The organism is Streptomyces sp. NPDC001493 (genome assembly GCF_053597235.1).
This window is the reverse complement of the sequence record NZ_JBSFHV010000002.1, coordinates 311,689-325,589: the sequence shown is the minus strand read 5'-3', so window position 1 is coordinate 325,589 and position 13,901 is coordinate 311,689. Positions and strand designations below refer to the sequence as shown.

Sequence of the window (13,901 nt, the reverse complement as noted above, 5' to 3'; positions counted from 1 at the left end):
CCCGTGTGGGCTGTGCCGTACGTCCCGAACGGGCTCGCGGGCAAGCCTGGAGCACGGGGCCCGGCCGCCGCGTATGCGTGCGGGGCCGGGCCTCCGTCAGGTCACTGGTAGCGGCGCTCGTCCTCCGAGACGACCGTGGTGGTGGGCGGCACGATCATGCGGCGGCGCCGCGCGATGCTCATGTAGGCGAAGACCCCGACGAGGCCGACGAGCATCATGATCCAGCCGACCAGGTCGACGTTGACCGTGTCGATCTGCCAGTCGGTGGCGAACGCCAGTACCGCCCCGGCACCGATCAGGAGAATGCATCCTCCGAGTCCCATGATTCCCGCCTCCTCGACGACCCGGTGACTCCGGGCCGGTGTACGGATCGCGTACCCGGCCCGGCGTCAACCATGCCGCAGCGGCGGCCGGTGACTCGGTGTCAGCCCGCCAGGAACTCGGTCAGGGCGTTGGCCAGCAGGAACGGGTCGTCGGCGCCGCAGAGTTCGCGGGCGCTGTGCATCGACAGGATCGCCACGCCGATGTCGACGGTCTGGATTCCGTGGCGGGCGGCGGTGATCGGGCCGATCGTGGTGCCGCACGACACCGAGTTGTTGGAGACGAACGTCTGCATCGGCACGCCCGCCCGCTCGCACGCGGTGGCGAACACGGACCGGCCGTTGCCGTCGGTCGCGTACCGCATGTTGACGTTGACCTTCAGGATCGGGCCGCCGTTGACGACCGGGTGGTGCGTCGGGTCGTGGCGCTCAGCGTAGTTGGGGTGGATCGCGTGGCCGGTGTCGGAGGAGACGCAGATGGTTCCGGCGAACGCGCGGGCCCGGTCCTCGTAGCGGCCGCCCCGGGCGTACACCGAGCGCTCCATGACGTTGCCGAGCAGCGGGCCGTCGGCGCCGGTGTCGGACTGGGAGCCGTTCTCCTCGTGGTCGAAGGCGGCGAGCACCGGGATGTACGGGAGCTCGGTGCCCTCGGCGGCGTGCCGCTGGGCGACGGCGGCCAGGGCCGCGGCGCCGGCGTGCACGGAGATCAGGTTGTCCATCCGGGGGCCGGCCACGAGCTCCTCGTCACGGCCCAGGTAGGAGGGCTTCTCGACGGCGTGCGCCATCAGGTCCCAGCCGGTGACGTCCTCCGGGTCGACGCCCGCCTCCTCGGCGACGAACCGGATGAGGTCGCCCTCCTCCACCTTGCCCAGGCCCCAGATCGGCTGCATGTGCTTCTGGCGGTCGAGCTTGAGGCCCTCGTTGGCCGAGCGGTCGAGGTGGACGGCGAGCTGCGGGACGCGCAGCAGCGGGCGGTCGACCGAGGCCAGCACGTCGGTGCCGTCGCGCAGCGAGAGCCGGCCCGCGATGCCGAGGTCCCGGTCGAGCCAGGTGTTGAGCAGGGTCCCGCCGTAGATCTCCACGGCGACCTGGCGCCAGCCGTGCGCGCCGGTGTCGGGCAGCGGCTTGACCCGCAGGTTGGGCGAGTCGGTGTGGGCGCCGACGATACGGAACGGGGTGTGGGGGGACGCGCCTTCGGGGACGTACCAGGCGATGATGGCGCCGCCGCGCAGGACGTACTTCCCGCCGCTCGTCGCGTCCCAGGCCGCGGTCTCCTCGACCTGCCGGAACCCTGCCTTCTCCAGACGGGCGGCGGTGTTGGCCACGGCGTGGTACGGGGAGGGGCTGGCGGCGAGGAAGGACATCAGGTCATCGGTGTGGGACCTGTCGAAAGCGTGGGAGGAACTCATGCTCTTCACTGTATCGACGCGTGTTGCGAACCATTCACGATCGGGTGGCGGGGGGCCTGGCCCGCACACTACGACGGCCCGCACACGGCGACGGCCCGCCCCCCGGTATGCGCCGTGGTGGGGGCGGGCCGTCGCCGCTGACGGAGTACGACCAGGCTAGAACGCGGCCTCGTCCAGCTCCATCAGGGAGTTGTCGACGGACTCGGCGAGCGCGCGCTCCGTCGAGACGCCGGGCAGGACGTTGGCGGCGAAGAACTTCGCGGCCGCGATCTTGCCCTGGTAGAAGGCGACGTCCTTGGCGGAGGCGGTCGCCAGCTTCTCCGCGGCGACGACGGCGCCCTTGAGGAGGAGGTAGCCGACGACGACGTCACCGGAGGAGAGCAGCAGGCGGGTGGTGTTGAGGCCCACCTTGTAGATGCTCTTCACGTCCTCGCCGGTCGCGGTGAGGTCGGTGATCATCGTGCCGACGATCGCCTCCAGGTCCACGGCGGCCTTGGCGAGGGAGTCCAGCGCGGGGGCGAGCTCCTCGTTGCCCTGGGCGCCGGCGAGGAACTTCTTGATCTCCTCGGAGAGCGCGTTGAGCGAGGCGCCCTGGTCGCGGACGATCTTCCGGAAGAAGAAGTCCTGGCCCTGGATGGCCGTGGTGCCCTCGTACAGGGTGTCGATCTTGGCGTCGCGGATGTACTGCTCGATCGGGTACTCCTGGAGGTACCCGGAGCCGCCGAAGGTCTGGAGCGACTGCGCCAGCTGCTCGTAGGAGCGCTCGGAGCCGTAGCCCTTCACGATCGGCAGCAGCAGGTCGTTGAGGCCGTGCAGCGCCTTGGAGTCCTCGCCCGCGGCCTCCTTGACCTGGATCGCGTCCTGGACGGAGGCGGTGTAGAGCACGAGGGAGCGCATGCCCTCGGCGTACGCCTTCTGCGTCATGAGGGAGCGGCGCACGTCGGGGTGGTGCGTGATGGTGACCTTGGGGGCGGTCTTGTCCATGAACTGCGACAGGTCCGAGCCCTGGACGCGCTCCTTGGCGTACTCCAGCGCGTTGAGGTAGCCGGTGGAGAGGGTGGCGATGGCCTTCGTGCCGACCATCATCCGGGCGAACTCGATGATCATGAACATCTGGCGGATGCCGTCGTGCTTGTCGCCGATCAGCCACCCCTTGGCGGGGTGCTGGTCGCCGAAGGTCATCTCGCAGGTGTTGGAGGCCTTGAGGCCCATCTTGTGCTCGACGTTCGTGGCGTAGACGCCGTTGCGCTCGCCCAGCTCGCCGGTCTCCCAGTCGAAGTGGTACTTCGGGACGAGGAAGAGCGACAGGCCCTTGGTGCCCGGTCCGGCGCCCTCGGGGCGGGCCAGCACGTAGTGGAGGATGTTCTCCGACATGTCGTGCTCACCGGACGTGATGAAGCGCTTCACGCCCTCGATGTGCCAGGAGCCGTCCTCCTGCTGCACGGCCTTGGTGCGCCCGGCGCCGACGTCCGAACCGGCGTCCGGCTCGGTCAGCACCATCGTCGAGCCCCACTGCTTCTCGACGGCGATCTCGGCGACCTTCTTCTGCGCGTCGTTGCCCTCGGCGAAGAGGATGCCGGCGAACGCGGGGCCCGAGGAGTACATCCAGATGGCCGGGTTCGCGCCGAGCAGCAGCTCCGCGTAGGCCCAGATCAGGGAGCGCGGGGAGGTGGTGCCGCCGATCTCCTCCGGCAGGCCGAGGCGCCAGTACTCGGAGTCCATGAACGCCTGGTACGACCGCTTGAAGGTCTCCGGGACCGGGGCGGTGTTGGTCGCGGGGTCGAAGACCGGCGGGTTGCGGTCGGCGTCGGTGTAGGAGTCGGCGAGCTCGTTCTCCGCGAGGCGGGTGACCTCGTCGAGGATGCTCTTCGCGGTCTCGACGTCCATCTCCGCGAACGGGCCGGTGCCGTACAGCTTGTCGCGCCCGAGCACCTCGAAGAGGTTGAACTCGATGTCGCGGAGATTCGACTTGTAGTGCCCCATGGGAAGGCTCCGTAATCAATAGCAGTGACGCGCAGCGCCCCGGGGAGTGATGCGGTCGGGCGACGGGCTGTGCGGAAGGCCGGCCGGCTGCATGACGCGTATCAGTCGACCTCTCCGATGATGCTACCCGCGAGTAATAAGGCGCAACCCCTGGAGCCGGAGATGTGTCCGATTACTCTTTGGGGCATGTACGGCTACGACCAGAACCCGGGTGCACAGCAGCAGATGGGTCAGATGGGGCAGATGGGCGGCGGCTACGCCGAGCAGCCGTTGTACCCCGAGCCTTCGCCGCCCTCCCTGGCGGACGCGGTACGGGCCTTCACCACCGGCACCCTCGCGGCGGAGGACTTCCAGCAGATCTTTGCGACCTCGAAGGTCTACTGCCCGCGCGGCGACGGCCCGGGCTTCCTCGCGCTGCACAACACCCAGCAGCCGGTGATCCCGATGTTCACCACGCTCAAGGAGCTGCGGCGGTACGCCGGCAAGGAGTCGAAGTACTTCGTGATCACCGGCGCCGAGGTGATCGACCTGCTCCCGACCGGATACGGCTTCGTCCTGGACATGGAGGGCGACCACCGGATGGTCTTCGACGCGAAGGCGGTCGAGCAGATGGTCGACTTCGCGATGCGGCGCATGTACGGCTGACGCCGCCCTCCCCCTGGCCCGCCGAGGCCCGTACCCGCTGTGGTGCGGGCCTTTTCCGTGCGCCGGTCGCGCCCCGTTTCCGCCCCGCCGCGCCGCCCCGGGAATGAACGACACCTTGCAAGATGTTCACTGTTCAACTAAATTGGAAGCAGATCCCGCCCGGAGGTGGCTCCCATGCCCGCAGTGACCGTAGAAAACCCGCTGACCCTGCCCAAGGTGGCCGCCTCGGGCGACGCCGTAGCCCGCCCCGTGCTCGCGGTCACCACCGCGCCGACGGGCTTCGAGGGCGAGGGCTTCCCGGTGCGCCGCGCGTTCGCCGGGATCAACTACAAGTACCTCGACCCGTTCATCATGATGGACCAGATGGGCGAGGTGGAGTACGCCGCCGGAGAGCCCAAGGGAACCCCCTGGCACCCGCACCGCGGCTTCGAGACGGTGACCTACCTGATCGACGGCAGCTTCATCCACCAGGACTCCAACGGTGGCGGCGGCACCATCGAGAACGGTGACACCCAGTGGATGACGGCGGGCTCCGGCCTGCTGCACATCGAGGCCCCGCCGGAGTCGCTGGTCATGTCCGGCGGCCTCTTCCACGGCCTCCAGCTCTGGGTGAACCTGCCCAAGAGCCACAAGATGATGGACCCCCGCTACCAGGACATCCGCGGCGGCCAGGTCCAGCTCCTCGCCTCCCCGGACGGCGGCGCGCTGCTCCGCGTCATCGCCGGAGAGCTCGACGGCCACGAGGGCCCCGGCATCACCCACACCCCGATCACGATGATCCACGCGACCGTCCGGCCGGGCGCCGAGGTGACCCTGCCGTGGCGCGAGGACTTCAACGGCCTCGCGTACGTCCTCGCCGGCCGCGGCACCGCGGGCGCCGAGCGCCGCCCCGTCCACATGGGGCAGACCGCCGTCTTCGGCGCCGGTTCCTCGCTGACCGTCCGTGCGGACGAGCAGCAGGACGGGCACACCCCCGACCTGGAGGTCGTGCTCCTCGGCGGGCGCCCGATCCGCGAGCCGATGGCGCACTACGGGCCGTTCGTGATGAACAGCCAGGCCGAACTGAAGAAGGCCTTCGAGGACTTCCAGGCCGGCCGCCTCGGCACCGTCCCGGCGGTCCACGGCATGTGATTCCTCCGGGGTGCGGGTGACGGTCCGTCACCCGCACGCCCCACGGGGCGGGACACCGTGTCCGCCCCGTGGTCGGGTGGGGGAGTGCCGAACCAGAAGCCCCTCCTGCCCGACGCCGCACGGCGGACGGCCGCCTGGTGCGGCGTCCTGCTCCTCGTCGCCGCCGTCGCGGCGGTCCTCGTGTGGCTGTCCGTCTACCTCAAGACCGCCGTCACCCCCGTACTCCTCGCGCTGCTCGGTACGGCACTGCTCGGCCCGGTCCACCGCTGGCTGACCGCCCACCACGTGCAGCGTTCGCTCTCCGCCGGGCTGACCTGCGCCGCGCTGGTCGCGGTCGTCGGCGGGGCCGGGTACATCGTCGTCACCGCGCTCATCGACACCGGCGGCCAGATCGTGGACTCGCTCAAGGACGCCGGTCAGTGGGTGATCGACCACTTCGACCTGGCCGGCCAGACGTCCGTGGACAACCTCGCGGGCAACGCCAAGAACCTCGTCGAGAAGTTCGGCGCCACCGCGGCCGGCGGGGTCATCACCGGGCTGAGCCTGATCGGCACCCTGATCGCGACCGCCGTCCTCGCCCTGCTGCTCACCTTCTTCTTCCTGCGCGACTCCGACCGGGCCGTACGGCTCGCCCACTCGCTCGCCCCGCACGGCTCCGGCGACCTGGTCGAGGCGATGGGGCGCCGGGCCTTCGAGGCGGTCGAGGGGTTCATGCGCGGCACCACCTTCATCGCCTTGATCGACGCCCTCTGCATCACCGTCGGCCTGCTGATCCTGCGGGTGCCCGGCGCGGTGGGGCTGGGCGCGCTGGTCTTCGTCGGCGCCTACATCCCGTACCTGGGCGCCTTCCTCTCCGGCGCCGTCGCCGTCCTGGTCGCCCTCGCCGACCGCGGGTTCGTCATCGCGCTCTGGGCGCTCGGCGTGGTCCTCGCCGTCCAGGTGCTGGAGGGCCACGTGCTCCAGCCGATGATCCAGAGCCGCACCGTGCGGATGCATCCGGCCGTCATCCTCATCGTGCTGACCGCCGGAGCGAGCGTCGCCGGGATCCTCGGCATGCTGCTCGCCGTCCCGCTCTGCGCGGCCGCCTTCGGGGTGGTCGAGGAGCTGCGGCTGAGGAACACCGGCCCCTCGGCACCGCCTCCGGCGGACGACGACCGGGCCTGAAACCGCAGGTGAAAGGCGAGGCCCGCCGGAATGTCCGGCGGGCCGCCGGGGTGTGGCGGGCCGGAGAACGTACGATCTCCGCGCGCGGTCCACGGCGGACCGCGGGGAGGGGAATCTGTCCGTGGCGGTTACGGATCTCATCGACCTGGCCGGCCCCTGGGGCCGTGTCCTCAGCGGGACGCCGCTGAACCACGAGAAGCACACCCGGGCGCCCCAGTCGATCGCCGTCGACCCGGTGACGCACGACCTCTTCGTCGTGCAGATCCGTGACGCGCTGGAGTACGGCAACCTCTGCGTCTACCGCATGGACCGGGCCACCGGGCAGGCGCTCGACCACATGCACCTCGACGGCTTCGGCCACGGCTACCAGATCGGTGCGCAGCACATCGGCGGCACGACCTACCTGTGGACCGAATGCGGGCCGCTGTACGAGCAGTTCGGCACCCGGATCGCCCGGTTCCCGTACCTCCCGGGGCAGGTGGTCACGATGACCTCCTCCGTGCTGTCGGAGCCGTTCAGCCCGGTGCCGGACGCCAAGTTCATCGCGCCCAGCGTCGATCCGGTGTTCCAGCGCCTCACGGTCCGTTATCTGACCGCGCAGGGCTATCTGTTCACCCAGTACCCGATCGACCCGTCGACCGGTGACGTCGTGTGGACCCCCCTGCGCACGGTGGCGCACCCCCCGGCGGCGCAGGTACCGCGCCTGGCCGACACCTTCCAGGGCTTCGCCTCGCTCGGCGACCACCTCTACCTGTACACCGGCAACCCGGACGTGGACGACACCCACATCACCGCCCTCTCCTGGACGGACGGCTCCGTCATCGCCGGGCCCCGGCTCATGACCGCCGTGCCGGGGCTGGAGCGCAGGGAGCCCGAGGGGCTGGCCATCGAGCTGACCGGCGCGGAGGCGCGGCTGCTCTTCGGGTTCAGCGGCAGCGACACCACGCCGCGCGAGGTCACCGTCTGCTTCCTCTCCACGGACGCGCCCGTGCAGGGGGTGAAGGTGCTGGCCGACTGGACCGCGCTGACCCCCGCCGCCGGGATCACCGCGCAGACCGGGGTCCGGGCCCCGCGCGGACGTCTGGTGGACATCGCCGGGACCACCTTCCTCCAGCTGCGCGGGGTCTTCGAGGGGACCCTCGCGAAGGACACCCGGATCGCCACGCTCCCGCCGACGCTGACGCCCAGCCGCACCCTCCGGGCGGAGGTCTCCCGCAACAACCGGGGCGGTCGCTGCGTCTGCCGGCTGGAGATCTCGCCCGAGGGCGCCGTCACGGTGTACGGGCCGACCTCGGACAACACCGTCACCTGGGTCGACCTGGACGCCTGTTCGGTGGCCTGGCGCTGACGTACGCCCCCGCCGCGACCCAGCCCCTTCCCGCCTCCCGCCCGTCTCCCACGCACCCCGAGGACCAGTCATGCGAGTCATGCCGCAGAGAACCCCCAGCCGCCGCGCCCTGCTGACCGCGGCCGTCACCGTCCCGGCGGCGGCGGTCGGCGCACCCCTGCTCGCCACCCCCGCCGCAGCGGCCACCACCGGGGGCGTCGAGGTCGTCCACGACTGGACGGCGCTCGTCCTGGCGTCCGGCGTCACCGCCGCCGCCGACGCCCCGGCCGCCCGCGTGATCAGGATCGCCGGTACGGATTTCCTCCAGCTGCGCGGAGGCGTCGACTGCGCCTTCACCGGAGACTCCGCGCTGGGCACGATCCCCGCCTCCCTGGCGGTGCCCAAGACCACCCGGGCGGTCTGCCCGCGCAACAACAAGGCCGGTGTCAACGCCTGCCGGGTGGAGATCAACACGGCGGGCCACGTCACGGTGTTCGGCGGTACGGCCGCCAGCAGCATCACCTGGATCGCCCTGGACAGCTTCTCGGCCGTGCTGGTCTGAGGCCCGTCCCCGACCGCCGGGACCCGCCGGACAGCCCCGCCGGGACCCGCCGGTCAGATCTGTTCGAACGGGATCGACCCCGCGGTGAGTTCCGCGGGCTCGGAGGACTCGTACAGCTCGTACCAGATCGACTTGCCCGCGCCGCGCGGATCGACCCCCCAGTCGTCGGCCAGCATCTCCATCAGGACCAGTCCGCGTCCGCTGGAGGCCATCTCGCCGGGGCTCCGTCGGTGCGGGAGTTCGTCGCTGTTGTCCGCGACCTCGACCCGCAGCCGCCGCTCGCCGCGCTCGCCGGTCACCTCCGCGACCATCAGCGCGTTGCCGTCCGTGTGGACCAGCACGTTGGTGGCCATCTCGGAGAGCATCAGCACGGCCGAGTCGACCTGCTCCGGGTCCGCCCAGTCGTGCAGCAGCTCGCGGAGCAACTGCCGCGCGACGGAGATCCGCTCCGGTTCGGCCTGCGCGATGGCGACGGCGGCCCGGCGCGGCGGGGCCTTCGACAGGGTCATGGGGGTGTCGCGGCGGAGCAGCACCAGCGCGATGTCGTCCTCGTGCCGCTCCGCCAGGGGGCCCGTCGTGTAGTGCGAGGTGGGGCCGTGGACCGTCTCCACGAGCGCCTCGGCAAGGCTCTCCGGGTCGGCTCCAGGGGTCTCCATGACCGGGCGCAGCCGCTCCCAGCCGGTCGCGAGGTCGTGTCCGCCGGTCTCGATGAGCCCGTCGGTGCAGAGCATGATCGTCTCGCCGGGTTCCAGTACCACCTGGGTCGTCGGATAGTCGGCGTCGGTCTCGATGCCCAGGGGCAGCCCGCCCGCCGTCTGCCGGATGACGGCGGTGCCGTCGACGCTGATCACCACGGGGTCGGGGTGGCCCGCGCGGGCGATGTCGAGGGAGCCGTCGGCCGGGTCCACCTCGGCGTACAGGCAGGTCGCGAAGCGCGGGGCGGTGGATTCGTCGTCCTCGCCGCCCGCGTGCTCGTACCCGTCCGTCAGCCCGGCCAGGAAGCGGGAGGCCCGGGCCAGCACGGCGTCCGGGCGGTGCCCCTCGGAGGCGTACGCGCGCAGGGCGATGCGGAGCTGGCCCATCAGCCCGGCCGCGCGCACGTCGTGGCCTTGGACGTCGCCGATGATGAGCGCGACCCGGCCGTTGGGCAGCGGGATCATGTCGTACCAGTCGCCGCCGACCTGGAGGCCGCCGCCGGTGGGGATGTAGCGGGCCGCCACGGTGATGCCCGGGGGGCTCTTGCCCAGGGAGGGCATCATCGCCCGCTGGAGCCCCAGCGAGAGCTCCCGCTCGGTCTCGGCCGCCCCGGCGCGCGCGAGGGCCTGGGCGAGCATCCTGGCCACGGTGGTGAGCACCGCCCGCTCGTCGGGGGAGAACCCCACCGGATTGCGGAATCCCGCCATCCAGGCGCCCATGGTGCGGCCGGAGACGATCAGCGGCAGGAAGGCCCAGGAGCTGCGGCCGAACGTGCGGGCGAGCGGCCAGAACATCGGGAAGCGGCGGGCGTACTCCTCGGGGGTCGGCAGATAGATCGCCTGGCCGGTACGGGCGACCTCGGCGGCCGGGTACTCCGTCTGGAGCGGCATGTCGACGAAGGGCTCCTCCTCGCCGACGGTGTGCCCGTGGTGTCCGACGAGGGTCAGCCGGTCGCCCTCCACGCCGAAGACCGCGAGCCCGTCCGGGGAGAAGCCCGGCATCGAGAGCGAGCCGGCGACCCGCAGCACCTCCTCCGTGGACCGGGCCTCGGCCAGGGCCCGCCCCGCGTCCAGCAGGAACGCCTCGCGGGAGCGCCGCCAGTCGCCGGTGACGGGAGTCTGCACGGAGGTGCCGGGGATGGGCTCCGCGACCTCCTGGAGGGTGCCCCGGAGCATGACCTGCTCGACGGTCTTGCCCTCGGGCACGTAGGGCCTGGACCGGGTCCGTACGACGCGGACGACCGTGCCGTGCTCGTCGACGATCCGGAGCCGTGACTCCGCGAGGGTGTCCTCGGCCACCGCCAGGCCGACCACCGAGCGGACCTCGTTCCAGTCGGCCTGGTGGTAGCAGGCGCGTACGGTGGCCTCCCGGTACGTACCGGCCTCGGGCAGCCCGAGGAGACGGGCGGCCTCCGCGTCGATCGTGACCGTCCCGTCCGCGGTGTCCCAGCGCCAGAGCCCCGTCTCGATGGCCGCCAGGATGTCCTCGGTACGCATTGCCCCACTTTAGGAAGATGCGTTCCCCGGACGCCACCGTTGCCCCGGCCCTGCGGCGTGCCTCGGAGGCCCTGCGGAGGCGGTCCCGACGGGTGTGCGGCGGCCGTGGGCGCGCCTGCGGATGATCTTGAAGTGGTTATGGCAATGAAGTGGCCCGGCTCCGGGCGGTAGCCTGGGGAGGCTCACAGACCCCAACCGCGAAGACTGGATGAACGACGATGCATCGGTACAGGTCCCACACCTGCGGCGAGCTCCGCGCCTCTGACGTCGGCACCGACGTCCGGCTGAGCGGCTGGCTGCACAATCGCCGAGACCTGGGCGGCATCCTCTTCATCGATCTCCGCGACCACTACGGCCTGGTCCAGCTCGTCGCCCGCCCCGGCACCCCGGGGAACGAGGCGCTCTCGAAGCTGACCAAGGAGACCGTCGTCCGGATCGACGGCAAGGTCTCCGCGCGCGGTGCCGAGAACGTGAACCCGGAGCTCCCGACCGGCGAGATCGAGATCGAGGTCACCGAGGTCGAGGTGCTCGGCGAGGCGGCCCCGCTGCCCTTCATGATCAACACCGAGGACGGTGTGAACGAGGAGCGCCGTCTGGAGTACCGCTTCCTCGACCTGCGCCGCGAGCGCATGCACCGCAACATCATGCTGCGCTCGGCCGTGATCGCCTCCATCCGCTCGAAGATGGTGGCCCTCGGCTTCAACGAGATGGCGACCCCGATCCTCACCGCGACCTCCCCCGAGGGCGCCCGTGACTTCGTCGTGCCGTCGCGTCTCAACCCCGGCAAGTTCTACGCGCTGCCGCAGGCCCCCCAGCAGTTCAAGCAGCTGCTGATGATCTCCGGCTTCGACCGCTACTTCCAGATCGCGCCCTGCTTCCGCGACGAGGACGCCCGCGCCGACCGCTCGCCGGGCGAGTTCTACCAGCTCGACGTCGAGATGTCGTTCGTCGAGCAGGAGGACGTCTTCCAGCCGATCGAGAAGCTGATGACCGAGCTCTTCACCGAGTTCGGCAACGGCCGCGAGGTCACCTCGCCGTTCCCGCGCATCCCGTTCCGCGAGTCGATGCTGAAGTACGGCAACGACAAGCCGGACCTCCGCGCCAAGCTGGAGCTCGTCGACATCTCGGACGTCTTCGCCGACTCCGGGTTCAAGGCGTTCGCCGGCAAGCACGTCCGCGCGCTGCCCGTCCCGGACACCGCCGGCCAGTCCCGCAAGTTCTTCGACGGCCTCGGTGAGTACGCCGTCGAGCACGGCGCCAAGGGCCTCGCCTGGGTCCGCGTCGGCGAGGACGGCACGCTGGCCGGTCCGATCGCCAAGTTCCTCACCGAGACGGACGTCAAGACGCTCACCGAGCGCCTCTCGCTCGCCCCGGGCCACGCGGTCTTCTTCGGCGCCGGCGAGTTCGACGAGGTCTCCAAGATCATGTCGGCCGTCCGTGTCGAGGCCGCCAAGCGCTCCGGCAACTTCGAGGAGGGCGTCTTCCGGTTCTGCTGGATCGTCGACTTCCCGATGTACGAGAAGGACGAGGAGACCGGCAAGATCGACTTCTCGCACAACCCCTTCTCGATGCCCCAGGGCGGCCTGGAGGACCTGGAGACGAAGGACCCGCTGGACATCCTCGCCTGGCAGTACGACATCGTCTGCAACGGCATCGAGCTCTCCTCCGGCGCGATCCGGAACCACGAGCCCGAGCTGATGCTCAAGGCCTTCGAGATCGCCGGCTACGACCGCGAGACCGTCGAGCAGGAGTTCGCGGGCATGCTCCGCGCCTTCCGCCTCGGCGCCCCGCCGCACGGTGGCATCGCCCCGGGCGTCGACCGCATCGTGATGCTCCTCGCCGACGAGCCGAACATCCGCGAGACGATCGCCTTCCCGCTCAACGGCAACGCCCAGGACCTGATGATGGGCGCCCCGACCGTGCTCGACGAGGCCCGTCTGCGCGAGCTGAACATCCAGCTCCGCAAGCCGGCCGCCGTGTCGAAGGGCGAGGCCGCCAAGGCCGAGACCGCCGCCGCGGAGAAGACCGAGAAGTAGCGGGCGGGGGGAGCCGCCGCCCTGGCGTCGCGCTCCCCGTCGTTCCGTTCCGTACGTTTCACGTGAAACAGCCCCCGATCGACCGATCGGGGGCTGTTGCGTCGTGCGGGGGTGCTGTCGCGCCCTTGGCCGGCATCCGTCGTGGTAACGGGTGGGCGGGTGTACCGCCGGATGGCCCCCGCCCGGATTCGCGAGGGCCGGGCGCGGCGAAGAGTGGCTTCTGAGAGGCAGTCAGCCAGAACCACTCAGGAGCCCGCCCCGTGTCCGTCTCCCTCCGCACACCCGCCCGTGCCGTCCCGGGAACAGCCCCCCGCCGTCGCCCGTACCCGCTCGCCGCTCCGGTCCTCGCGCTGCTTCTGGCGCTGCTCCCGGTGCTCACCGGCTGCGGTACCCCCACCTCCTCGGGGGCGCCGCCGAAGGACGTGGCCGTGGCCCGGTCGGACGACGAGGGCAGCCGGGGGCCCGCCGGTGCCCCCGCCGCTTCCGCCCCGCCCGCGCAGCCCGTACCACCGCTGGAGATCCCCGGGCTGGGGCCGGAGACCCGGGCGGAGATCCCGGTCGACGCCCGGCAGGCGTTCGTGGTGACCGGCAAGGGCGCGGACTCCAACGAATCCACCGCCGTCCTCTACGTCCGGGACGCCCCGGACCGGAGCTGGACGCCCGCCTTCGAACCCTGGGCCGCCCACAACGGCATGGAGGGGTGGACCGACGAGCACTACACCGGGGACCTCAGGTCCCCCGTCGGCGTGTTCGGCCTCACCGACGCGGGCGGCAAGCTGCCCGACCCGGGCGCTCTGCTCCCCTACGACGAGGAGGAGTACTTCGCGGTGGAGGGCGACGGATTCTTCGGCGAACCCCTGGAGGGCTCGTTCGACTACGTCGTGGCCATCAACTACAACCGCGTCGAGGGCGTCAGCCCGATCGACCACGAGCGCCCGCTCGGCGAGGACCGGGGCGGCGGCATCTGGATCCACGTGGACCACGGCGGGCCGACCCAGGGCTGCGTGTCGGTCTCGGAGGAGCGGATGAAGGAGCTGCTGCTCACGCTCGACCCGGCGAAGAAGCCGGTCATCGTGATGGGCGACAAGGCCTCGCTGGCCCGCTGACGAGGTCTCCCGCCCGAGAACGGGGC

At 71.0% G+C, this 13,901-nt stretch carries 11 protein-coding genes; 7 read left to right on the top strand and 4 right to left on the bottom strand.

Translation table 11 applies throughout. From position 1 onward, the window contains the following. Positions 1–101: 101 nt before the first annotated feature. The 3 genes from ACWCWD_RS03975 to ACWCWD_RS03965 all read right to left on the bottom strand — a co-directional run bounded on the left by ACWCWD_RS03975 (position 102) and on the right by ACWCWD_RS03965 (position 3,712). On the bottom strand, positions 102–323 hold the full coding sequence (locus ACWCWD_RS03975) for a DUF6458 family protein (protein ID WP_450770033.1): 222 nt from the start codon (positions 321–323) through the stop codon (positions 102–104). 101 nt (positions 324–424) lie between these two features. Next, positions 425–1,729, bottom strand: a complete 1,305-nt coding sequence (locus ACWCWD_RS03970) for a M18 family aminopeptidase (protein WP_450770032.1) — start codon at positions 1,727–1,729, stop codon at positions 425–427. A gap of 156 nt (positions 1,730–1,885) precedes the next feature. Then, positions 1,886–3,712, bottom strand: coding sequence for an acyl-CoA dehydrogenase (locus ACWCWD_RS03965; RefSeq protein WP_450770031.1), 1,827 nt, complete (start codon positions 3,710–3,712; stop codon positions 1,886–1,888). 186 nt (positions 3,713–3,898) lie between these two features. On the opposite strand from ACWCWD_RS03965, the gene ACWCWD_RS03960 reads away from it, so the two are divergent. From ACWCWD_RS03960 to ACWCWD_RS03940, 5 genes are all read left to right on the top strand, one after another. After that, on the top strand, positions 3,899–4,357 hold the full coding sequence (locus ACWCWD_RS03960) for an SseB family protein (RefSeq protein ID WP_327176900.1): 459 nt from the start codon (positions 3,899–3,901) through the stop codon (positions 4,355–4,357). Between the two features lie 174 nt (positions 4,358–4,531). Further along, positions 4,532–5,488: a pirin family protein gene (locus tag ACWCWD_RS03955; protein WP_266706715.1), complete on the top strand. Its 957-nt coding sequence runs from the start codon at positions 4,532–4,534 to the stop codon at positions 5,486–5,488. Between the two features lie 84 nt (positions 5,489–5,572). After that, positions 5,573–6,652, top strand: a complete 1,080-nt coding sequence (locus ACWCWD_RS03950; protein WP_450770029.1) for an AI-2E family transporter — start codon at positions 5,573–5,575, stop codon at positions 6,650–6,652. A 121-nt stretch (positions 6,653–6,773) separates the two neighbouring features. After that, entirely contained in the window at positions 6,774–8,000 is a 1,227-nt protein-coding gene (locus ACWCWD_RS03945) for a phage baseplate protein (RefSeq protein ID WP_450770028.1), read from the top strand. 79 nt (positions 8,001–8,079) lie between these two features. Then, the gene (locus tag ACWCWD_RS03940) at positions 8,080–8,541 is read left to right on the top strand and encodes a hypothetical protein (RefSeq protein ID WP_450770027.1); all 462 of its coding nucleotides are present in this window, start codon (positions 8,080–8,082) and stop codon (positions 8,539–8,541) included. Positions 8,542–8,594: 53 nt separating this feature from the next. On the opposite strand, the gene ACWCWD_RS03935 is transcribed toward ACWCWD_RS03940, so the two are convergent. Then, positions 8,595–10,733 carry an ATP-binding SpoIIE family protein phosphatase gene (locus ACWCWD_RS03935; RefSeq protein ID WP_450770025.1) on the bottom strand — a complete coding sequence of 713 codons (2,139 nt, stop codon included), beginning with the start codon at positions 10,731–10,733 and terminating at the stop codon, positions 8,595–8,597. 218 nt (positions 10,734–10,951) lie between these two features. On the opposite strand from ACWCWD_RS03935, the gene aspS reads away from it, so the two are divergent. Together aspS and ACWCWD_RS03925 are read left to right on the top strand one after the other, a co-directional pair. Next, positions 10,952–12,769, top strand: coding sequence for an aspartate--tRNA ligase (gene aspS / locus ACWCWD_RS03930; RefSeq protein ID WP_450770024.1), 1,818 nt, complete (start codon positions 10,952–10,954; stop codon positions 12,767–12,769). A 260-nt stretch (positions 12,770–13,029) separates the two neighbouring features. Beyond that, complete coding sequence (locus ACWCWD_RS03925) at positions 13,030–13,875, top strand: L,D-transpeptidase family protein (RefSeq protein WP_450770022.1); 846 nt, start codon at positions 13,030–13,032, stop codon at positions 13,873–13,875. Positions 13,876–13,901: the final 26 nt, after the last annotated feature.

Coding starts and splice junctions, on each gene's coding strand:
- ACWCWD_RS03970 (WP_450770032.1), bottom strand. CDS start 1,729: ATGAGTTCCTCCCACGCTTTCGACAGGTCCCACACCGATGACCTGATG.
- ACWCWD_RS03965 (WP_450770031.1), bottom strand. CDS start 3,712: ATGGGGCACTACAAGTCGAATCTCCGCGACATCGAGTTCAACCTCTTC.
- ACWCWD_RS03975 (WP_450770033.1), bottom strand. CDS start 323: ATGGGACTCGGAGGATGCATTCTCCTGATCGGTGCCGGGGCGGTACTG.
- ACWCWD_RS03955 (WP_266706715.1), top strand. CDS start 4,532: ATGCCCGCAGTGACCGTAGAAAACCCGCTGACCCTGCCCAAGGTGGCC.
- ACWCWD_RS03940 (WP_450770027.1), top strand. CDS start 8,080: ATGCCGCAGAGAACCCCCAGCCGCCGCGCCCTGCTGACCGCGGCCGTC.
- ACWCWD_RS03960 (WP_327176900.1), top strand. CDS start 3,899: ATGTACGGCTACGACCAGAACCCGGGTGCACAGCAGCAGATGGGTCAG.
- aspS (WP_450770024.1), top strand. CDS start 10,952: ATGCATCGGTACAGGTCCCACACCTGCGGCGAGCTCCGCGCCTCTGAC.
- ACWCWD_RS03935 (WP_450770025.1), bottom strand. CDS start 10,733: ATGCGTACCGAGGACATCCTGGCGGCCATCGAGACGGGGCTCTGGCGC.